Source organism: Citrobacter sp. wls757, from assembly GCF_005280935.1.
Lineage (GTDB): Bacteria > Pseudomonadota > Gammaproteobacteria > Enterobacterales > Enterobacteriaceae > Citrobacter > Citrobacter portucalensis.
The window spans coordinates 147,779-167,899 of sequence record NZ_SZWU01000015.1; the positions used below are offsets into that span (position 1 = coordinate 147,779).

21 protein-coding genes are annotated in these 20,121 nt (G+C 51.1%); 7 read left to right on the top strand and 14 right to left on the bottom strand.

Translation table 11 applies throughout. From position 1 onward, the window contains the following. The 3 genes from dxs to xseB form a co-directional block, all read right to left on the bottom strand. Nucleotides 1-1,131 (bottom strand): 1-deoxy-D-xylulose-5-phosphate synthase (dxs, locus tag FDW94_RS23770; RefSeq protein ID WP_249358257.1); only part of this gene is annotated, 1,131 nt, incomplete at its 3' end. Nucleotides 1,132-1,155: 24 nt separating this feature from the next. Beyond that, entirely contained in the window at nt 1,156-2,055 is a 900-nt protein-coding gene (ispA, locus tag FDW94_RS02525) for a (2E,6E)-farnesyl diphosphate synthase (RefSeq protein WP_008783932.1), read from the bottom strand. Next, entirely contained in the window at nt 2,056-2,298 is a 243-nt protein-coding gene (xseB, locus tag FDW94_RS02530; protein ID WP_003021586.1) for an exodeoxyribonuclease VII small subunit, read from the bottom strand. 196 nt (nt 2,299-2,494) lie between these two features. On the opposite strand from xseB, the gene thiI reads away from it, so the two are divergent. Then, nucleotides 2,495-3,943 carry a tRNA uracil 4-sulfurtransferase ThiI gene (gene thiI, locus FDW94_RS02535; protein ID WP_008783933.1) on the top strand — a complete coding sequence of 483 codons (1,449 nt, stop codon included), beginning with the start codon at nt 2,495-2,497 and terminating at the stop codon, nt 3,941-3,943. 65 nt (nt 3,944-4,008) lie between these two features. Here thiI and FDW94_RS02540 read toward each other — a convergent pair whose 3' ends face one another. From FDW94_RS02540 to panE, 3 genes are read right to left on the bottom strand one after another with little or no spacing between them, the layout of a single operon-like run. Further along, the gene (locus tag FDW94_RS02540) at nt 4,009-5,091 is read right to left on the bottom strand and encodes a hypothetical protein (RefSeq protein WP_137377086.1); all 1,083 of its coding nucleotides are present in this window, start codon (nt 5,089-5,091) and stop codon (nt 4,009-4,011) included. Nucleotides 5,092-5,123: 32 nt separating this feature from the next. After that, on the bottom strand, nt 5,124-5,714 hold the full coding sequence (gene yajL / locus FDW94_RS02545; RefSeq protein WP_008783935.1) for a protein deglycase YajL: 591 nt from the start codon (nt 5,712-5,714) through the stop codon (nt 5,124-5,126). After that, a complete protein-coding gene (gene panE, locus FDW94_RS02550; RefSeq protein ID WP_057067574.1) occupies nt 5,677-6,588 on the bottom strand; it encodes a 2-dehydropantoate 2-reductase in 912 nt (303 codons plus the stop codon). Before panE ends, yajL begins: the two co-directional genes overlap by 38 nt. Nucleotides 6,589-6,762: 174 nt before the next feature. Between panE and FDW94_RS02555 the strand changes: the two genes are divergently transcribed. After that, nucleotides 6,763-7,254 (top strand): YajQ family cyclic di-GMP-binding protein, encoded by a 492-nt coding sequence (locus tag FDW94_RS02555; RefSeq protein WP_003831002.1) that lies wholly within the window; start codon nt 6,763-6,765, stop codon nt 7,252-7,254. An 83-nt stretch (nt 7,255-7,337) separates the two neighbouring features. Here FDW94_RS02555 and FDW94_RS02560 read toward each other — a convergent pair whose 3' ends face one another. Then, nucleotides 7,338-8,702 (bottom strand): MFS transporter, encoded by a 1,365-nt coding sequence (locus tag FDW94_RS02560; RefSeq protein WP_137377087.1) that lies wholly within the window; start codon nt 8,700-8,702, stop codon nt 7,338-7,340. Nucleotides 8,703-8,884: 182 nt separating this feature from the next. Between FDW94_RS02560 and tssD the strand changes: the two genes are divergently transcribed. From tssD to FDW94_RS02575, 3 genes are read left to right on the top strand one after another with little or no spacing between them, the layout of a single operon-like run. Further along, entirely contained in the window at nt 8,885-9,367 is a 483-nt protein-coding gene (gene tssD, locus FDW94_RS02565; protein WP_079934863.1) for a type VI secretion system tube protein TssD, read from the top strand. An 11-nt stretch (nt 9,368-9,378) separates the two neighbouring features. After that, entirely contained in the window at nt 9,379-9,828 is a 450-nt protein-coding gene (locus FDW94_RS02570) for an STM2901 family protein (protein WP_049042295.1), read from the top strand. Beyond that, nucleotides 9,813-10,187 (top strand): DUF1493 family protein, encoded by a 375-nt coding sequence (locus FDW94_RS02575; RefSeq protein WP_137377088.1) that lies wholly within the window; start codon nt 9,813-9,815, stop codon nt 10,185-10,187. Before FDW94_RS02570 ends, FDW94_RS02575 begins: the two co-directional genes overlap by 16 nt. Before the next feature lie 63 nt (nt 10,188-10,250). Here FDW94_RS02575 and cyoE read toward each other — a convergent pair whose 3' ends face one another. The 7 genes from cyoE to FDW94_RS02610 all read right to left on the bottom strand — a co-directional run bounded on the left by cyoE (nt 10,251) and on the right by FDW94_RS02610 (nt 17,795). Continuing rightward, nucleotides 10,251-11,141 (bottom strand): heme o synthase, encoded by an 891-nt coding sequence (gene cyoE / locus FDW94_RS02580; protein WP_137377089.1) that lies wholly within the window; start codon nt 11,139-11,141, stop codon nt 10,251-10,253. Between the two features lie 11 nt (nt 11,142-11,152). Further along, nucleotides 11,153-11,482, bottom strand: a complete 330-nt coding sequence (locus tag FDW94_RS02585) for a cytochrome o ubiquinol oxidase subunit IV (protein ID WP_003831006.1) — start codon at nt 11,480-11,482, stop codon at nt 11,153-11,155. After that, nucleotides 11,482-12,096, bottom strand: coding sequence for a cytochrome o ubiquinol oxidase subunit III (locus tag FDW94_RS02590; RefSeq protein ID WP_003831007.1), 615 nt, complete (start codon nt 12,094-12,096; stop codon nt 11,482-11,484). The genes FDW94_RS02585 and FDW94_RS02590 overlap by 1 nt, the downstream gene beginning before the upstream one ends. Next, a complete protein-coding gene (gene cyoB, locus FDW94_RS02595; protein ID WP_003831008.1) occupies nt 12,086-14,077 on the bottom strand; it encodes a cytochrome o ubiquinol oxidase subunit I in 1,992 nt (663 codons plus the stop codon). The genes FDW94_RS02590 and cyoB overlap by 11 nt, the downstream gene beginning before the upstream one ends. Before the next feature lie 19 nt (nt 14,078-14,096). Beyond that, nucleotides 14,097-15,044, bottom strand: a complete 948-nt coding sequence (cyoA, locus tag FDW94_RS02600) for a cytochrome o ubiquinol oxidase subunit II (protein WP_032942534.1) — start codon at nt 15,042-15,044, stop codon at nt 14,097-14,099. Between the two features lie 652 nt (nt 15,045-15,696). Next, the gene (ampG, locus tag FDW94_RS02605) at nt 15,697-17,172 is read right to left on the bottom strand and encodes a muropeptide MFS transporter AmpG (protein WP_048214791.1); all 1,476 of its coding nucleotides are present in this window, start codon (nt 17,170-17,172) and stop codon (nt 15,697-15,699) included. A gap of 44 nt (nt 17,173-17,216) precedes the next feature. After that, a complete protein-coding gene (locus tag FDW94_RS02610; protein WP_016152050.1) occupies nt 17,217-17,795 on the bottom strand; it encodes a lipoprotein in 579 nt (192 codons plus the stop codon). 306 nt (nt 17,796-18,101) lie between these two features. Between FDW94_RS02610 and bolA the strand changes: the two genes are divergently transcribed. Both bolA and tig read left to right on the top strand, forming a co-directional pair. Then, a complete protein-coding gene (gene bolA, locus FDW94_RS02615) occupies nt 18,102-18,419 on the top strand; it encodes a transcriptional regulator BolA (RefSeq protein WP_003021619.1) in 318 nt (105 codons plus the stop codon). Nucleotides 18,420-18,763: 344 nt separating this feature from the next. Continuing rightward, complete coding sequence (gene tig / locus FDW94_RS02625) at nt 18,764-20,062, top strand: trigger factor (RefSeq protein WP_003021622.1); 1,299 nt, start codon at nt 18,764-18,766, stop codon at nt 20,060-20,062. Nucleotides 20,063-20,121 lie beyond the last annotated feature (59 nt).

Consider the following 20,121-nt stretch of genomic DNA (forward strand, 5'->3'; position numbering starts at 1 on the left):
AGCAAACGTCACAGCGTGCTGCTCGGCAATCGCCACATCGAAATAGCGGTCCGGGAACTTACGTGAAAACTCCACCATTCCGGAACCTTCGCGCATTGCCGGGGTGATTGCCATCAGCTTATTGTCTTTCGCTGCGGTCTCGCACAGCCAGTCACCGAAAATTTTTGAATAGCTCGGCAGACCGCCGCTGCTTTTCGGCAGGCATCCGCTGGACGGATCGAATTTGGGTACCGCGTGGAAGGTTATCGGATCTTTTTCCGCAGGCTCGTAGCCACGACCCTTTTTGGTCATGATGTGCAGGAACTGCGGGCCTTTCAGATCGCGCATGTTTTTGAGCGTAGTAATAAGCCCCAGCACGTCGTGACCGTCCACCGGACCGATATAGTTAAAGCCCAGTTCTTCAAACAGAGTCCCCGGCACAACCATACCTTTAATGTGTTCTTCGGTACGTTTGAGCAGTTCTTTAATCGGCGGCACGCCGGAGAAGACTTTCTTCCCGCCTTCGCGCAGCGATGAGTAGAGTTTGCCAGAGAGCAGCTGTGCCAGATGATTGTTCAGCGCGCCAACGTTCTCTGAAATCGACATTTCGTTGTCGTTGAGGATAACCAGCATGTCGGGCCTAATATCGCCCGCGTGGTTCATCGCTTCAAACGCCATCCCTGCGGTGATGGCACCATCACCAATCACACACACGGTACGGCGCTCTTTACCTTCTTTCTCGGCGGCAACGGCAATACCGATACCTGCGCTGATGGAGGTTGAAGAGTGCCCAACGCTCAGTACGTCATACTCGCTTTCACCGCGCCATGGGAACGGATGCAGGCCGCCTTTCTGACGAATGGTGCCGATTTTATCGCGGCGACCGGTCAGAATTTTGTGCGGATAAGCCTGATGTCCCACATCCCAGATTAACTGGTCAAACGGGGTGTTGTAGACATAGTGCAGCGCGACGGTGAGTTCCACCGTGCCCAGACCAGAGGCGAAGTGCCCGCTGGAACGGCTTACGCTGTCGAGCAAATAGCGGCGCAGTTCGTCGCAAAGCTTTGGCAGGCTCTCTTTTGGCAGCAGACGTAACTCCTGGGTGGAGTCGACCAGCGCCAGGGTCGGGTATTTGGCTATATCAAAACTCATCGCAAGCTCATGGGATATGTTGGTTTATTTATCACGCTGGATTATGTAGTCCGCTAGCGCTTCCAGTGCCGAGGTATCGAGTGACTGTGCGGCCAGCAGACTTAGCGACTGGCGGGCATCCTCGATTAAATCCCGGGCTTTATTCTGGGCTTGCTCAAGACCCAGAAGTGCAGGATAGGTACTTTTGCCAAGCTGCTGGTCAGCACCCTGACGTTTACCCAATGTTGCAGTATCGCCTACCACATCCAGGATGTCATCCTGAACCTGGAAAGCCAGACCGATGCTTTCTGCGTATTTGTCGAGTATTGGCAGGCATTCCCGCCCTTTATCGCCAGCACTTAACGCCCCCAAACGCACGGCGGCGCGAATCAATGCTCCGGTTTTATGGCGGTGAATCCGCTCCAGCGCATCCAGCTCAACCTGATGACCTTCAGCTTCCAGATCCAGCGCCTGACCGCCGCACATACCGGCGATGCCGCTGGCCTGAGCCAGTTCAGAGATCATCGCGATGCGGTCACGGTCAGTGACTTCCGGCATTGGGGCGTCGCTGATAATGGAGAATGCCAGCGTTTGTAGCGCATCTCCGGCCAGGATCGCATTTGCCTCGCCAAATTTTACGTGGCAAGTCGGCAGACCGCGTCGCAGGTCATCGTCATCCATCGCGGGCAAATCATCGTGCATCAGCGAATAGGCATGAATGCATTCGACGGCGGCAGCGGGAGCATCAAGCGTACTCAGGCTGACCCCAAACATCTGACCGGTCGCATACACCAGGAACGGGCGCAGGCGTTTACCGCCTAATAATGCGCCATATTGCATGGTTTCTACCACGGGAGTGTTCTGAAAGGGCAGTGGCGCGATAAAACGGCTCAGTGCCTGGTTGGCCTGCTCAACGCAAGCCTGTAGCTGCTGCGTAAAATCCATTTACTCATTATCCGGTGTAAAAGGCGTAAGGGCGGCGTCTTCAGTATCTGACAGCAGGATTTGTACGCGCTGTTCAGCCTGTTGCAATTTGACCTGTCCCTGACGCGCCAACTGTACGCCACGTTCGAATTCGTTCAACGCTTCTTCTAACGGCAGGTCGCCGCCTTCCAGACGGGTAACAATTTGTTCCAGCTCGCTCAGCGCGGTTTCAAAACTGGCGGGCGCTTCATTTTTCTTCGGCATAATGAATGTCTGACTCTCTGTATTGGCAGCACAAGACTATGGTAACGGACTCGCACTGATAAGCAAATAACGCGCAATGTGCACAGTAGCCGCGTGATGGTGATATACTTGCGCGCCTGGATGCAGTCGCGGGTATGGGCTGCTGTATTTTTTTCCATTACAAGTCATTCAGACTTGCCTAAGAACCATTGCCGCCATGAAGTTTATCATTAAATTGTTCCCAGAAATCACCATCAAAAGCCAATCTGTGCGTTTGCGCTTTATAAAAATTCTGACAGGGAACATTCGTAACGTTTTAAAGCACTATGATGAAGACCTTGCCGTTGTTCGTCACTGGGATCACGTTGAGGTTCGCGCTAAAGATGAAAGCCAGCGCCTGGATATTCGCGACGCGCTGACCCGTATTCCAGGTATCCACCACATTCTCGAAGTAGAAGACGTGCCGTTTACCGATATGCACGATATTTTCGAGAAAGCACTGGTGCAGTATCGCGATCAACTGGAAGGTAAAACCTTCTGTGTTCGCGTGAAGCGTCGCGGGAAGCATGAGTTTAGCTCCATTGAGGTGGAACGTTATGTTGGCGGTGGACTGAACCAACATATTGAATCTGCACGCGTGAAGCTGACGAAGCCGGATGTGACCGTTAATCTTGAAATCGAAAACGACCGTCTGCTGCTGGTTAAAGGCCGCTATGAAGGTATTGGTGGTTTCCCGATTGGGACGCAGGAAGACGTACTGTCGCTGATTTCCGGCGGTTTCGACTCTGGTGTATCCAGCTATATGCTGATGCGTCGCGGCTGCCGTGTTCACTATTGCTTCTTTAACCTTGGCGGCGCAGCGCATGAAATCGGCGTTCGCCAGGTGGCGCATTACCTGTGGAATCGCTTCGGTAGTTCGCATCGCGTGCGTTTTGTTGCTATCAACTTTGAACCGGTGGTCGGTGAGATCCTGGAGAAAGTTGATGACGGCCAGATGGGCGTGGTTCTCAAACGTATGATGGTTCGCGCGGCGTCGAAAGTCGCTGAGCGCTACGGCGTACAGGCGCTGGTAACCGGTGAAGCACTGGGCCAGGTGTCCAGCCAGACGCTGACCAACTTGCGTCTGATCGATAACGTTTCTGACACCCTGATCCTGCGCCCGCTTATCTCCCATGATAAAGAGCACATCATCAATCTGGCGCGTGAAATTGGCACCGAAGACTTTGCCCGTACCATGCCGGAATACTGCGGTGTGATTTCAAAAAGCCCGACGGTGAAAGCGATCAAAGCGAAGATTGAGGCCGAAGAAGAAAACTTCGATTTCTCTATCCTCGATAAAGTGGTTGAAGAAGCGAACAATATTGATATTCGCGATATCGCCCAGCAGACGCAGCAGACCGTGGTAGAAGTGGAAACCGTGAGCGGTTTCGGCCCGAATGACGTAATCCTTGATATCCGTTCTGTGGATGAACAGGATGATAAACCGCTGAAGGTTGAAGGTGTGGACGTCGTTTCTCTGCCATTCTACAAGCTGAGCACTAAATTCGGCGATCTGGACCAGAGTAAAACCTGGCTGCTGTGGTGTGAACGCGGGGTGATGAGCCGCCTGCAGGCGCTTTATCTGCGCGAGCAGGGCTTTGAAAATGTGAAGGTGTATCGCCCGTAATTGAGTAAACATCGTGTTGTAGGCCGGATAAGGCGGTTACGCCGCCATCCGGCAATATAACGATATTATTCAAAACGAACGGGAAGCGTCTTCCCGTTCGACTCCCAGACCCCCTGATAGACACCGTCTTTTAACTCTAGCGTTATCTTCTCTTGCGTTTGTTCAGCCGCAGATGTCTTCAGTTCATAATGTTGATTGTCGGCTGTGTCGCATTTGCCGGTCAATTCAATCGGTGCGCCAAATTTTTGGTAAAAGTAAGCCCCTTCAAAAAAATCACCGTATTTGCAGTCCACCTTCAACACAATACGCATGCTTTTTCCCAGCGTGCCGTACATGACTTTGCCGTCAATGCCGGGCGCTGGCGAAACTGGTGTTGTACTCTTTGCTGTAGTCAGATATTGGCCGTACGGTGTGAGTCGATTTTGCAGTTCCGCGGTTGGGATTTTCGTTGTGAAATCACCCAACTCGTCGAGCGCACGGCTGGCGTGGTTGCTACAGCGTCCGTTCAGGAAAGCCAGATGGTCTTTTTGCAGGGAGAATTTGTCGATGTAGTACAAACCGTCGGTGTAGGTTGCGCACGATGCGTAGAATTCGGCATAGTTAAAATCTTCACCTTTCTCTTCTTTTATTTGTTCTGGTGTTTGCGAATTATGCGCCGTAACAAAGGTATCGATTTGGCCGCGGATATCTTTTCTGGTGCGGGTGTTTAATTCGGCGATTGTAGCCCGGGAAAAGAGATCGTTAAGGGTAATTGCCGCACCGCTGGCTAAATCGAAGCTGATCGGCACATTGTACGACTCGCAATACGCCCCGCAACCTTCGATAAACATATTCATGGTCAGGATTTTTGCGTCGCGATACTCAACCGTGTAGTCAAGGTTTGCGGTGGGATTCATGGCTGATTTCGCAAACTGATTTACTGTGGCCTGTGGAGTATTGCCCGGTAGCTGATTGATAAAGCTTGCGAAAATATAATCGTTAATGCGTTTTGCAACTTTGGGGTTATCCGTCGAGGAAAACCATGGCAAGCGATACTGCATTTCAGTGCTTCCGGGATAGCGATATTCAATACTCTTTATTTCGAGTTGTGTCGCTGTGGCATAACCGGAAAGGAGCAGTAAAGCCACTCCACTCAGATATCCTTTCATTATGATTCCTTATAAGGGAGTGGCTCGAAGATTTACTCGTAGTAGTTATAGATTCCCGCGGCCATCACCAGTTGTGACGCCACCTCGTGAGCTTTTTCGCGACTCACCAGAAGATCAATGATTTTCAAACCGAAATCAATGGAAGTCCCCGGTCCCTGGCTGGTTAACAGGTTGACGCGAGGATCCCATACGACGCGCTTGTCCTGCCACTGGTCAGCGGGAATTTGGTCTTTCAGCGCCGGAAAACCGGTCATGTTACCGATGGGGAAAATATCGTGTGGGACGAGTACGGTGGCGGCCGCGGCGCAAATTGCCGCGACAATGCGCCCGGAACGATGAAACTGTTTCACGGTTTCGATTAGCAGCGGGCTGTCGCGAAAACACTCGGCGCCTTTAATACCGCCCGGTAGCACGATAATGTCGAAATCGCCATCAGCAACTTCGACTAATGGCGCATCCGCCAGCAGCTTCACTCCGCGTGAGCACACGATCGTCAGGTCGCCATCGCTGGCGACGCTAGCGGTCGTGACCTTAATTCCGCCGCGCACCAGCAGATCGATAGTGGTGACCGCTTCGGTCTCTTCACTACCAGGGGCGAGACATACCAGTGCTTGAGCGCTCATACTCACTTTCCTTTCTCTTTACCATTTCAAACAGTTGGGCGTTTTCCGGGACGGCGATGCCGTGCGCGCGGGCGCGTTTTAACAAATAACCGGTAATGTAGTCGATCTCAGTATGGCGCAGGGCACGAATGTCTTGCAGCATTGATGAGATATTTTCCGCCGTACTGTCAATCACTTGCTCGACATAATAGCGTAAATCGTCCACAGATGTATGGTGGCCTTCGCGTTCAATGACCGCGGCCACTTCCTCGCAGATGAGTGCTATTTTTTCAGGATGATGTCGTAACTCGCCGTTTGGGCAATCCCATAATGCGGTCAGCGGGTTAATGACGCAGTTGACGGCCAGCTTTCGCCACAGCTCAGCGCGAATAGTGTCGTGCCAGGCGACGTCCGGTAGCACCTCTTGCAGGACTTCAGCCAGATAACTGAAATCACCGTCTTGTTCACGCGCAGGACCAATGCGTGTTGTTCCCTGAGCGACATGAATGATAACGTTGCCGTCACGGCGTGCCGCGTGGGTGGTGGTGCCTATCAGCAGAGGTTGCTTAATGTTATGCAGCTCTTCAATTGTCCCCATGCCGTTGTGAATCAGCAGAATGGGAGTAGTTTCAGGCAGAATTGCGGCCAGGCTTTTTACCGCATCAGAAACCTGCCAGGCTTTCAGGGTGACCAGTAGCAGGTCGCTTTTTGCCAAAAAGTCGGGGTCGTTTGCCGTCAGGGATTCATTAAAAACTGACCCATCCGTGTCGATCAGGTTTACGCTGCAATAGGGTTGCGGTACGCGTAGCCACCCTTGCACCTCATGTCCATGTTTGCATAGCGCGGTAAGCCAAAGCTGTCCTAGCGCTCCACATCCCAGTACGGTAATTTTCATTCTTCCTCCTCACCTGCAACAGCACCAGGTGTTAATCCATATCGGCCGTACCCCATTATTGTTCGCAGGTATCAGTACCACGTACAATTAAAGGATACAGCCTAGTATAGCGCTGTCTGTTGGGTAACTTTGCAGGTATTATGCTTCGCATCAAAAATGAAGGGAGAGGAAAAGATGCCATCTTTCGATATTGTCTCTGAAGTTGATCTTCAGGAAGCCCGTAACGCGGTAGATAACGCCAGCCGCGAAGTGGAGTCACGCTTTGATTTTCGTGGCGTTGAAGCGACTTTTGAGCTGAATGAGTCAAATAAGACGATTAAGGTGCTGAGCGAGTCTGATTTTCAGGTCAATCAGTTGCTGGATATTCTGCGTGCCAAGCTGCTCAAACGCGGTATTGAAGGCACGTCGCTGGACGTACCAGAAACCTTCGTGCACAGCGGTAAAACCTGGTTTGTTGAAGCTAAGCTGAAACAAGGCATTGAAAGCGCAGTGCAAAAGAAAATCGTTAAGCTGATCAAAGACAGCAAACTGAAGGTGCAGGCGCAGATTCAGGGCGAAGAAATCCGTGTAACCGGCAAGGCGCGTGACGACCTGCAATCCGTCATGGCACTGGTTCGCGGCGGCGATCTCGGTCAACCGTTCCAGTTCAAGAACTTCCGCGATTAAGTCGTAATGCCTGCTTATCTGGCCTACAGGTAGCACACGCTATTTGTAGGCCGGATAAGGTGATAGCCGCCATCCGGCAATTATCACGCCTGACTGATGGCCTGCTCAACCTCAAATCGATTGGTGACTTTGCTGTCGATTTTCACGTAGGCCGAATGTTCTTTCGCGACAATTAACACTTCGCTTATCCCTTCTTTAGCCAGCAGACGCTGCTTCAGGGTGTCATCCGCAGCAATTTCAGGTGGGATTTCCACCCGCAGGCTGCTGACATACGGCGGCTCTTTCATTGTACTCGCCACCAATAACCACACTGCCGCCAGAAGCGCACCGGCCAGGAATACGGCCTGACCATCAAACATTTCAACCACCCAACCGCCGAGCGAACCGCCAATCGCCACGCCAAGAAACTGGCTGGTGGAGTAAACGCCCATCGCCGTGCCTTTATAGCCAGCCGGAGACTCTTTACTGATAAGCGAGGGGAGGAGGGCTTCCATCAGGTTGAAGGCGAGGAAGAATATCTGCACGCCCGCAATCAACCCCCAGAAACGCACGTTAGCGCTCCACAATACAATCTCTGCAATAAGTATCAGTAACACGCAGGCGAGGAACACGCGTTTCATGCGGCGCTTCACTTCGGCGTAAATGATGAACGGCACCACGGAAACAAAGGACAGCAGCATCGTCACCAGATAAATTTTCCAGTGCTCTGCGGCGGGGAAGCCTGCTTTCGCCAGTTGGCCTGGTAAGGCGACGAAGGTGGACATCAGTAAAATGTGCAAACACATGATGCCAAAGTTGAGCTTCAGCAGTTTGGGCTCTGCCAGCACTTTGCTGAAGCTGCCTTTTACCATGCCCGACTCGCGGTTCAGCACGTGGGTAGTGCTATTGGGAACGACCCAAATGGTCAGCACGATACCCGTGCTAGCAAGAGCTGCAATCATCCAGAACAGCGCGTGTAGCCCCAGCGCATGGGTAACTATTGGTCCCAGCACCATCGCAATGGCGAAGGTGATACCAAAGCTGACACCGATAAACGCCATCGCTTTGGTACGGTTTTGCTCACGGGTTAAGTCGGAAAGTAGCGCCATTACGGCAGCAGCAATCGCGCCAGAGCCTTGCAAGGCCCGGCCAAGAATAATTCCCCAGATTGAATCGGAGAGAGCAGCAATTATGCTGCCGAGAACAAATACCGCCAGCCCGCCGACAATAAGCGGCTTACGACCGATGCGGTCAGAGAGCAGGCCAAAGGGGATCTGGAAGACGGCTTGAGCCAGACCATATATGCCGATGGCAAGGCCTATCAGCGCTTCGCTGGCACCCTGTAGCGCCATACCGTACGTGGTCAGAACTGGCAGGACCATAAACATGCCAAGCATGCGCAACGAGAATACGGTCCCTAAACCCCAGGTGGCGCGCAACTCACCGGGCGTCATTTTGTAATCGTTCATTCCCACCTCTGTATTAATTTCGCGCCTAGTGTAAAGCGGGGAAGGGGTGGGGTAAACCTCTACGATATGTGGAATTGTGTAGTGGGATAATTGAAATAATTACTTTTGAAACTAATTTACTTGCGATAATCACAGGTGTAGTCTTTTTGTGGTTATTTCTAATGGAAACAGGGAAAAGGAAAATGGCAATTCCAGGCAATATGTGGATTTATGACGATGGTGGCGCGCTGATAAAGGGCGGGTGTGACGTAAAGGGAAGAGAATACAGTATTGAATTTAAAGGTTTCCATCACAATCTGTCTATTCCCACTGATAATGGTACAGGCAAGCCAACAGGCACTCGCCAACATTCACCGATGATGATAGTCAAAGAGTTTGACTACTCTAGTCCGTATTTATACAAAGCGGTCGCTTCTGGTCAGAATCTTAAGTCCGCAGAGATTCGTTGGTACAAAATTAATGATGCGGGTCAGGAAGTTGAATACTTCAATATGCTTCTGGAAGGGGTGCGGATTGTCTCCGTTTCTCCTTCGATGGCTGGTCCAGAGGACATGAACAATAACCATCTTGAAACCATAGAATTACGCTACGAAAAAATCACCTGGAAGCATTGCGACGGGAATATTATCTATACCGACGCATGGAATGATCGGCAGACGGCATAATGGATGATTGAATGGACACAACTGAAGAAGCGAATGGAACCTATTGGTATCACGGTCACAGCAATCTGTCTGCTGGCGAATTGTTCGATCTCATCTTTCTGGAACAGTTTTGTGATGAGTTAGGAATTGGCATTGAATCGGGAGCGGCTATTCTGGCTGGTCAGCCCTGGTTAAAGACAAGGCAAAAACCACGAGACGCGACTAAAGGAACAAGTGTTGCCTCAAAGTACGCAAGAATTATACTGAGAGATATGCGATTACCTTTTGGTCTCAGAGTTAAAACACCAGTTGGTTTTACCATGAAGAAAACTAACAAGGTTGCTGCTGTGATTGGGCGTTATTGCCCTTGGTTAGGATGGGTGGCGTTAACCAACGCTATTTACCAGATCTCACGGCGTACACAGAATAAATACAATCTGATTGCCCGCCCAAAAGATCGCATACAGTGGACATCTTTCTAATGAGCATACAAAATGAAGTGTTGAAGCTATTCAGGAAGGAGATACCTGGATACGACGATAAAGACGGAAATGAGATCCCATTAGAATTGGACACAGATTTATTCGATGAGCCACGAGACGACCTCTCAGATGCAGTAGAAGAGTTTCAGAAAGTATTCAATGTAGATTTATCGAATGTTGACTGGACCCGCTATTTTCCTTGGGAAAACACGCCTCTTCTGACTCGGTGGTTCAAAGCTAACCGGGAAGAAGTGGAAGCAACACGCATACCGTTAACCGTAAGGATGTTTGCTGAGTCGGCTGAAGCGGGGAAATGGTTGTTTGAGATCTGGCCTGATAAACAAAAAGACGAGACCTGACGCTCTCAAAATAGCGTAGTAAATAAAAAGGGTGCCGAAGCACCCTTTTCGTATCCGCAGATTTTACCAGACGTAAGTCAGCAGGTTCTGCGAGTTTGGCACCATAAAGTCGACGGACATCATCACGGAAAGCGCGGTAATGGCGATGATGGAGAACCCGAACAGCTTGCGCGCCCAGACTCTGTCATCTTCCACTTTATAACCACGCAGCGCCATGCCCAACCACCAGACGCTCACCGCCGCGGCAACAATCAGGTATTTATAACCTGCATAGCCGCCCAGGGTTAGCATCAGCGTGGCGATAGCAAACGCCACGATGTACAGCGTGATATGGTTCTTCGCGACCGAAATACCTTTCACCACCGGCAGTACCGGGATGTTGGCAGCCTGATAATCCTTGAAGCGGAAAATCGCAATCGCGTAAGAGTGCGGCATCTGCCACAGGCTGAAAATAGCCAGCAGAATCAACGCACCGCTATCGAACTCACCGGTTACGGCACAGTAGCCAATCACCGGCGGCGCAGCGCCGGAAAGTGAGCCAATCAGCGTGCCATAAACGGAATGGCGCTTCATGTACAGGCTATAAACGCCCACATAGACCGCGAAGCCCATTACCCCCAGCCAGCAGGCCAGAGGGTTCGCGCCAAACCACAGCAGCATAAAGCCAGCAATACCCAGCAGGGTGGCGTATACCAGCGAGACCGCAGGGGAAATCAGACCTTTAACCAGCACGCGGTTTTTGGTCCTCTCCATCTTCCTGTCGATATCCCTGTCGATATAGTTGTTAAATACACAACCCGACGCCACAACCAGTGACACCCCAACCAGCGTGTAGATAAACAGGGGATAATCAATGCTGCCTTTCGAGGCCAGCAGGAATCCCCCAATCACCGAGATCAGGTTGCCAAAGATGATGCCTGGTTTCGTTACTTGCAGGTATTGCTTAAACATCATAATCGCCGCTCTTAGTGCATCATCATGTTGTAGTTAAGGTTCCACATAATCCAGATGGAGCCCACAACCAGGATGGCGATGATTAGCACAGTAAAGACAAAGGCCGTCATGTTCCAACCTTCATCAGATTTGCTATTCATGTGCAGGAAGCACACCAGGTGCACCAGAATCTGTACCACTGCCATTGCCAGAATAGTTCCCAGAATGACGGCCGGTGAGGCAGAACCTGTCATCACCATCCAGAACGGAATGACCGTCAGGATGATCGACAGGATAAAACCTGTCATGTAGGTTTTTACGCTGCCATGGGATGCGCCGCCGCTCTCGTTAGAATGACTCATTACATCGCCCCCATCAGATAAACAACAGTGAACACACAGATCCACACCACATCCAGGAAGTGCCAGAACAGGCTCAGGCACATGATGCGGGTACGGTTAGTACTGGTCAGACCGCGACGAGCAACTTGCACCATCAGCACCGCCATCCAGATAAGACCGGAGGTGACGTGCAGACCGTGCGTACCGACCAGCGCGAAGAACGCAGACAGGAAGCCGCTGCGATCCGGGCCCATACCGTTAACAATCAGGTGATGGAATTCATAGAGTTCCATCCCGATGAATCCGGCACCGAACAAGAAGGTCAACGCCAGCCAGGAGATAACCTGGCTCTTGTTGTTCTTGTACATGGCAATCGCTGCCATGCCGTAAGTAATGGAGCTGAATAACAGCAGGAATGTTTCAACCAGAACGAACGGCAGTTCAAAAATGTCCTTACCTGTCGGGCCACCTGCGGTGCCGTTCACCAGAACGGCATAGGTTGCAAACAGAATAGAGAACAGAATGCAGTCGCTCATCAGGTAGACCCAGAATCCGAAGATCTTGGTCTGGCCTGCATCGTGGTGCCCGTGTTCGTGCGCGTGGGCAGTCGCGTGCGTTAAAGTATCAGTTGCCATTTTTCAGCCCTGCCTTAGTAATCTCATCGAAATGCTGGTTTTCCAGTTTTTCGACTTCCGGGACCGGCACGTAGTAATCCACGTCTTCATCAAAACTTTTCACAATCCAGCTGATGATCATGCCTGCGAAGCTTGCAATCGCCAGCCACCAGATATGCCAGATCATGGCGAAACCAAACAGTGTTGCGAAGGCGGTAATGACGATACCGGCACCGCTGTTCTTCGGCATATGAATTTCTTCATAGTGCGCAGGCTGCTTGTACGCTTCACCTTTTTCTTTCATTTCCCAGAAGGCATCACGCTCGTGAACGTGCGGCACAACGGCAAAGTTATAGAACGGAGGCGGGGAAGAGGTTGCCCACTCCAGCGTACGACCACCCCATGGGTCACCGGTCAGGTCACGGTTCTGCTCGCGGTCGCGAATAGAAACGAAGATCTGAATCAGCTGGCACAGGATACCCAGTGCAATCAGCGCGGCGCCGCATGCGGCAACGACCAGCATCGGATGGAACTGTGGATCAATCTGCTGGCTGAGACGACGGGTCATACCCATGAAGCCCAGCACGTACAGTGGCATAAATGCTACGAAGAAGCCGATGATCCAGAACCAGAATGCGCGTTTACCCCAGGTTTCGTTCAGCGTGAAGCCAAACGCTTTTGGCCACCAGTAGGTCATACCAGCGAAGCATCCAAATACAACGCCGCCGATGATAACGTTATGGAAGTGCGCAATCAGGAACAGACTGTTGTGCAGAACGAAGTCCGCACCCGGCACCGCCAGCAGTACACCGGTCATGCCGCCGACTGAGAAGGTGACGATAAAGCCAATCGTCCACAGCATTGCTGAGTGGAATACGATACGGCCCTGATACATGGTGAACAGCCAGTTGAAGATCTTCACCCCGGTCGGGATGGCGATAATCATGGTGGTGATACCGAAGAAGGCGTTTACGTTAGCGCCTGCACCCATGGTGAAGAAGTGGTGCAGCCAAACAACGAACGACAGAACGGTGATACACACGGTTGCCCACACCAGCGAGGTGTAACCAAACAGACGTTTACGCGAGAAGGTTGCTGCGATTTCGGAGAACACGCCGAAGACTGGCAGAACCAGAATGTACACTTCCGGATGGCCCCAGGCCCAAATCAGGTTGATGTACATCATCATGTTGCCGCCCATATCGTTGGTAAAGAAATGGGTGCCCAGATAGCGATCCAGGGTCAGCAACGCGACGGTAACCGTCAGGATTGGGAAAGAAGCGATAATCAGGATGTTTGCACACAGAGATGCCCAGCTAAACACTGGCATCTTGAACATGGTCATTCCTGGTGCACGCATCTTAATGATGGTCACAAAGAAGTTGATACCGGTCAGAGTTGTACCAATACCGGACAACTGGACTGCCCATATCCAATAGTCGACCCCGACGCTTGGACTGTACTCTATTCCCGAAAGTGGCGGATACGCCAGCCAACCGGTCTGCGCGAATTCACCCACGCCCAGAGAAAGGTTAACCAGGATTACGCCGACAACGGTGAACCAGAAGCTCAGGTTGTTCAGGAACGGGAATGCAACGTCACGTGCGCCGATCTGCAGCGGAACCACCAGGTTCATCAGACCGATAACAAATGGCATTGCCACGAAGAAGATCATAATCACGCCGTGAGCCGTGAAGATCTGGTCGTAGTGGTGAGGTGGCAGGAAGCCCGCTTCACCTGCAGAAGCCAGCGCTTGCTGACTACGCATCATGATGGCGTCGGCAAAGCCACGAATCAACATGACGATTGCGACGATGACATACATGATGCCAAGGCGTTTGTGGTCAACAGAAGTCAGCCACTCTTTCCACAGGTAGGTCCACTTACCGAAGTAAGTGATAAGGCCCAGTAAGGCCGCACCACCGATGATAATGGCAGCAATCGTAACCATGACAATAGGTTCATGGAACGGAACTGCATCCAGCGTCAATTTTCCGAACATCGTATTCTTCCTCGGCCCCTTAGTGAGCGGATTCCGCGTGGCTCATGTCCATGCCTTCCATTCCTTCGTGTGCGCTGTGCTCACCTTCGGGTTGGGTCATGTCCATGCTCTTACCGTGAGCCATAAATTTGTTAATAACGTCTTTAAACAAATCCGGTTTCACGTTGGAGAAGTATTCCACCTGGTTGTATTCGCTTGGCGCAGCCACTTTCTCGAACGCAGCCATGTCGCTCATGGTGTTCGTGGACTGTTTAGCTTTAGCAACCCATTGGTCGAATTCGGCGCGGTCCTTTGTTGCGATAGCCTTGAACTTCATACCGGAGAAGCCTGGTCCGCTATAACTTGCGGAGATACCATCATAAGTACCGACTTCGTTGGCGATCAGATGCAGTCGAGTCTGCATACCGGCCATGGCATAAATCTGGCTACCCAGACGCGGGATAAAGAAGGAGTTCATCACGGAGTTGGAAGTCACTTTGAATTCAACCGGAGTATTCGCCGGGAAGGCGATTTCATTCACGGTAGCGATACCCTGTTCCGGATAGATGAAGAACCATTTCCAGTCCATGGAAACCACTTCGATGGTAATGGGCTTCTCGTCATGCGCCAGCGGTTTGCTTGGCTCAAGAGCGTGAGTGGTTTTCCAGGTCAGAACGGCAAGGAAAATGATGATTAAGATCGGCACCGTCCAGACCACAGCTTCCACTTTATTGGAGTGTGACCAGTTCGGGCTGTACTTCGCATCTTTATTGCTTGCACGATACTTCCAGGCAAAACCAACAGCCATCAAGATGGCGGGAATAACGACAATCAACATCAGGCCAAATGCCGTCAGTATCAATGACCGTTGTTCCAGTCCAATCTGTCCTTTAGGGTCAAGCAGCGCAGAATTACAGCCACTGAGTAATGCAGTGCCTGCAATTAATGACAACCATCCCAAACTTTTATTGTATTTCCTGAGTCTCATTTAACGACCTCAATTCCACGGGACCGGGTGGCGTTTAAAGTGTGAGGGCATTTTACGGGAAGGTTACATTACTGTAAACATCTCTAGATCTGTGTTACTGGGTTCTGCCGTGCATGTCACATATGTTGCAATATATGTCGCTTTGGCTTTAAGAACCTGTTGCAACATCACGTTATAACGAAAGCGGGCAGGTGGGGGGCGTACTGAGGGCAATTGGTATAACCAATACGAAAATAAAACAATTGCTTAACAATTGATTATCAATAAACGGACAATTGAGGAACAAAAAATAAATCTTTCGTGGCTGAATCGAGTAAGGGAAATAGTATATATAAAAGGCGTCAATAATTTCCAAATTCTTTGGCGCACAAAATAACAAATATTATTTTTAGCAGTTGTTGCTTATTTCGCCGTTATAATTACGTAGGGTGATTACAACGACCAAATATGCTCGTCATACTTCAAGCTACGGGTGTGTTGGCTTTCCTCGCTCACCCCAGTCACTTACTTATGTAAGCTCCTGGGGATTTGCTGCGTTGCCGCGTGATTCGGCCTCTCGGCCTCTCCCCTACGGGGCCAGCGCAAGCGCTGTTCAAAACGCTCACGCCTTTTGTCCCGTAACTCGAATTATTTAGAGCATAAATATGCAACATCATGCCAGACGGGTTTTGCGCAGTGCCAGATAATCCAGCAATCCACCAAAAACGACCCCGCAGACCGCGACTACCACTGAGACTTCAAGCAGTTCCGGCAGGAAGGAGAAGTTGGTGTAATCCAGCGCGTTCATGGTTAACAGCAGCAGCCAAACCAGCAGCAGGCAGCAGCCCGCAACTAGCGTCATTAATGCCAGACTGTATGCTCCACGAAATTCCGTGCGCGGAATGAAGCTTTCATTTTGCCAGCTATGTTCCAGGGTCTGGCGACATACCAGCAGCAGTATCAGGCCGGGGATCGCGGCAAATACGGAGAACAGATAAAACGTCGGCCAGCCGTGTGCTTCGACAAACCAACCCGCTACCGGGCCAACGTAAACGCGACCAACGGCTGAAAGCGCGGAGAGCAGGGCGAACTGGGTCGCTGAGAAGGACTTATTGCACAGCGTCATTAATAAAGCGACAAATGCCGCCGTGCCCATTCCGCCGCACAGGTTTTCAAAGAAGACGGCCGCCGCCATGCTGAACATGTGTTTGTCAGTGATGGACAGTAGCCAGTAGCCCGCATTCGACGCCCCTTGCAGGATGCCGAAAATAAGCAATGCGCGGAACAGAGAGAGGCGCTGCATCAGGATCCCACCGTACAGCGCGCCAACAATGGTCGCCAGTAGCCCCAGCGTCTTATTCACCACGCCAACTTCACCCGCATCAAACCCAACGCCGCGGATTAAAAAGGTGGTGGTCAGGCTCATGGCGAAAGCATCCCCGAGCTTATACAGCACAATAAGCAGCAGGATCAGCCATGCGTTGTTACGACCAAAGAAGTCTCGCAGCGGAGCCGCAACTGCCTGTTCCAGCGTTTTAGGCACCGGAATGGTGTCAGTTGGTTCAGGTGCTAACAGAGTGGCGATGATACAGGGAATCAACAGTGCAGCCATCAGCCAGTACATCCCTTGCCAGCCCAGCCAGCGATCGGCCATCCACAAGGCCAATCCGCCTGAAACCAGCATCCCTAATCGATAGCCCAGCACGCTGATAGCCGCGCCGGTACCGCGGTCTTCTGCGGGCAATACGTCGGTTTTCCAGGCATCAAAGACGATATCCTGCGATGCCGAGCAAAAAGCGATCACTACTGCGAGTGCGGCCATCCAGCGTAACTGTGTGCCAGGCTCCAGAAAGCCCATCGCAGCGATAGAAATTAACAACAGCACCTGGGTCGCCAGCAGCCAGCCGCGACGTCGACCTAAAAACGGTGGCGTGTAACGGTCCATCAACGGGGACCAGAGAAATTTAAATACGTAGGCCTGACCGACCAGGGAAAAGAAACCGATGGTTTTAAGATCGATATTCTCGACTGTCATCCACGCCTGAAGCGTACCGGAGGTGAGTGCGAGCGGTAAACCGGAGGCGAACCCCAGAATGAGCAGGATAGCTGAACGTGGTTGCTGAAAAATACGTAAGTATTGACTGGACATGGGCTTCTATAGGCCCGACGAACGCCGGGCCATATGGGCAGAAATTAACGAGCGTTCTGCTTGATGAAATCGTGAACGCTGGTGTCCTGAGACATATCAGCGATGGTGTCGGTCAGCACGCTGTTAACGGCATCAGCGATATTTTTGTTAGAGGCTTGCAGTGCACCTTCAACAGAATAGCTTGCGCGGTAGTTTTTGGTCATCTTGTTGCCGTTGGCGGCGGTAGCAATGATGGCGATGTCTGCTTTGGTGGCGATGTTATAGCGCACGCTACCCTGAGACACGTCAGCATACAGCTGGCTAACAATGATTTGCAGGTTGACTGCACCGTTCGGTCCAATCATATAACCGCGTGCGGTCATCTGTTTTTCCAGTACTTCTTGCAGCAGGAAACGCAGGTCGCGGGATGCGGTCAGGGTCACCAACTGGTTGTCGCGGGTGACTTTTGCCAGCGCTTGATCCTGGCGCTGGTCGGCTCCGTTGATGCTAACGGTCACACCCATCAGGCTTGGGTCCTGCTGCGGCAGGGTAATTTTCGGGGAGACTTCAATAGTGGTCGGCGGTGTTGCGCATCCAGCTAACATAAACAGCGCGACAAACGGGACGAGGATTTTTTTAAACATGCCAGGGCTCTCAGCGAATCTAAATTGTATGGTTAGAGAAAATTCCCGCCATCATAACATCGCCAACGATGAGGGGAAGTGGGTAACGCATGTAAATTCATTGTGTTGTCCGTTTTATGACTTTGTGGAGACTATAAACGGACTTTTTGCAATAAATTGGAGTGAGGAATCAGTGAACTTCATCCGTTTGAATGAGAAAATCAGACAAGCGCTAATTTTTTGTTGCTAAGGTGTAATGAAAACGGTAAAAGCGGCTAGTATTTAAAGGGATGGGTGACATCTCAGCGTTGTCGGAGGAAAAATTTCATGATGATTCGTGAGCAAATAGAAGAAAAATTAAGGGCAGCGTTCGAACCCGTGTTCCTCGAAGTTGTGGATGAAAGCTATCGTCACAATGTCCCGGCTGGTTCTGAAAGCCACTTTAAGGTTGTACTGGTTAGCGATCGCTTTACAGGTGAACGTTTTCTTAATCGTCATCGGATGATTTACAGCACGTTAACGGCGGAGCTTTCCACAACCGTTCATGCGCTTGCCCTGCATACCTACACTATTAAGGAGTGGGAAGCGTTGCAGGATACGATTTTTGCATCTCCTCCATGTCGTGGAGCGGGAAGCATCGCGTAAAAACGGATTTGCAACAACCGACGCTTTTCCAGTATGTTGCTACAGATTATGTGAAAACGGCCTGCGGGCCGTTTTGTTTTGTCTGAATTCTGGGGCAGTCGTACAGTATTCAGACAAAAATTAGCCGGGAATTGTGAAAAAAGCCGCAGCAACGCGCGATAACCGTTCTCGACTCATAAAAGTGATGCCGCTATAATGCGCGTCTTATTTTTCGGAATGTCTTCGGGATGATTCTGACGACAGGGAATGTGATTGCTTATGAGAACATCCCAGTTCCGCGAAGCCAACAACCTGTGCTTGCGGAGAAGAGTTGACCGAGCACTGTGATTTTTTGAGGTAACAAGATGCAAGTTTCAGTTGAAACCACTCAAGGCCTTGGCCGCCGTGTAACGATTACTATCGCTGCTGACAGCATCGAGACCGCTGTGAAAAGCGAGCTGGTCAACGTAGCGAAGAAAGTGCGTATTGACGGTTTCCGCAAAGGAAAAGTACCGATGAATGTTGTTGCTCAGCGTTATGGCGCGTCTGTTCGCCAGGACGTTCTGGGTGACCTGATGAGCCGCAACTTCGTTGACGCGATCATCAAAGAAAAAATCAATCCGGCTGGCGCACCGAACTACGTTCCGGGCGAATACAAACTGGGTGAAGATTTTACTTACGCGGTAGAGTTTGAAGTTTACCCGGAAGTTGAGCTGACTGGCCTGGAAGCAATCGAAGTTGAAAAACCGGTTGTTGAAGTTACCGACGCTGACGTTGACGTAATGCTGGACACCCTGCGCAAGCAGCAGGCTACCTGGAAAGACAAAGACGGCGCTGCTGATGCAGAAGACCGTGTAACCATCGACTTCACCGGTTCTGTAGACGGCGAAGAGTTCGAAGGCGGCAAAGCGTCTGACTTCGTACTGGCGATGGGCCAGGGTCGTATGATCCCGGGCTTTGAAGAAGGCGTTAAAGGCCACAAAGCTGGCGAAGAGTTCACTATCGACGTGACCTTCCCGGAAGAATACCACGCTGAAAACCTGAAAGGTAAAGCTGCGAAGTTCGTTATCAACCTGAAGAAAGTTGAAGAACGCGAACTGCCGGAACTGACTGAAGAATTCATCAAACGTTTCGGCGTTGAAGATGGTTCCGTAGCAGGTCTGCGCGCTGAAGTCCGTAAAAACATGGAACGCGAGCTGAAAGGCGCTGTGCGTAACCGCGTTAAATCTCAGGCGATCGAAGGTCTGGTAAAAGCTAACGACATCGACGTTCCGGCTGCTCTGATCGACAGCGAAATCGACGTTCTGCGTCGTCAGGCTGCACAACGTTTCGGCGGCAACGAGAAACAAGCTCTGGAACTGCCGCGTGAATTGTTCGAAGAACAGGCTAAGCGTCGCGTAGTTGTTGGTCTGCTGCTGGGCGAAGTGATTCGTACCAACGAACTGAAAGCTGACGAAGATCGCGTTAAAGGCCTGATCGAAGAGATGGCTTCTGCTTACGAAGATCCGAAAGAAGTTGTTGAGTTCTACAGCAAAAACAAAGAGCTGATGGACAACATGCGTAACGTCGCTCTGGAAGAGCAGGCTGTTGAAGCCGTTCTGGCGAAAGCGAAAGTGACTGAAAAAGCCACTTCCTTCAACGAACTGATGAACCAGCAGGCGTAATTCGTCGCTTTTTTAGCTCGAATTTCGTACGCAAGCCCGTCACCTTTTGGTGGCGGGTT

Coding starts and splice junctions, on each gene's coding strand:
- ispA (WP_008783932.1), bottom strand. CDS start 2,055: ATGGATTTTACGCAGCAGCTACAGGCTTGCGTTGAGCAGGCCAACCAG.
- xseB (WP_003021586.1), bottom strand. CDS start 2,298: ATGCCGAAGAAAAATGAAGCGCCCGCCAGTTTTGAAACCGCGCTGAGC.
- thiI (WP_008783933.1), top strand. CDS start 2,495: ATGAAGTTTATCATTAAATTGTTCCCAGAAATCACCATCAAAAGCCAA.
- FDW94_RS02540 (WP_137377086.1), bottom strand. CDS start 5,091: ATGAAAGGATATCTGAGTGGAGTGGCTTTACTGCTCCTTTCCGGTTAT.
- yajL (WP_008783935.1), bottom strand. CDS start 5,714: ATGAGCGCTCAAGCACTGGTATGTCTCGCCCCTGGTAGTGAAGAGACC.
- panE (WP_057067574.1), bottom strand. CDS start 6,588: ATGAAAATTACCGTACTGGGATGTGGAGCGCTAGGACAGCTTTGGCTT.
- FDW94_RS02555 (WP_003831002.1), top strand. CDS start 6,763: ATGCCATCTTTCGATATTGTCTCTGAAGTTGATCTTCAGGAAGCCCGT.
- FDW94_RS02560 (WP_137377087.1), bottom strand. CDS start 8,702: ATGAACGATTACAAAATGACGCCCGGTGAGTTGCGCGCCACCTGGGGT.
- tssD (WP_079934863.1), top strand. CDS start 8,885: ATGGCAATTCCAGGCAATATGTGGATTTATGACGATGGTGGCGCGCTG.
- FDW94_RS02570 (WP_049042295.1), top strand. CDS start 9,379: ATGGACACAACTGAAGAAGCGAATGGAACCTATTGGTATCACGGTCAC.
- cyoE (WP_137377089.1), bottom strand. CDS start 11,141: ATGATGTTTAAGCAATACCTGCAAGTAACGAAACCAGGCATCATCTTT.
- FDW94_RS02585 (WP_003831006.1), bottom strand. CDS start 11,482: ATGAGTCATTCTAACGAGAGCGGCGGCGCATCCCATGGCAGCGTAAAA.
- FDW94_RS02590 (WP_003831007.1), bottom strand. CDS start 12,096: ATGGCAACTGATACTTTAACGCACGCGACTGCCCACGCGCACGAACAC.
- cyoB (WP_003831008.1), bottom strand. CDS start 14,077: ATGTTCGGAAAATTGACGCTGGATGCAGTTCCGTTCCATGAACCTATT.
- cyoA (WP_032942534.1), bottom strand. CDS start 15,044: ATGAGACTCAGGAAATACAATAAAAGTTTGGGATGGTTGTCATTAATT.
- ampG (WP_048214791.1), bottom strand. CDS start 17,172: ATGTCCAGTCAATACTTACGTATTTTTCAGCAACCACGTTCAGCTATC.
- FDW94_RS02610 (WP_016152050.1), bottom strand. CDS start 17,795: ATGTTTAAAAAAATCCTCGTCCCGTTTGTCGCGCTGTTTATGTTAGCT.
- bolA (WP_003021619.1), top strand. CDS start 18,102: ATGATGATTCGTGAGCAAATAGAAGAAAAATTAAGGGCAGCGTTCGAA.
- tig (WP_003021622.1), top strand. CDS start 18,764: ATGCAAGTTTCAGTTGAAACCACTCAAGGCCTTGGCCGCCGTGTAACG.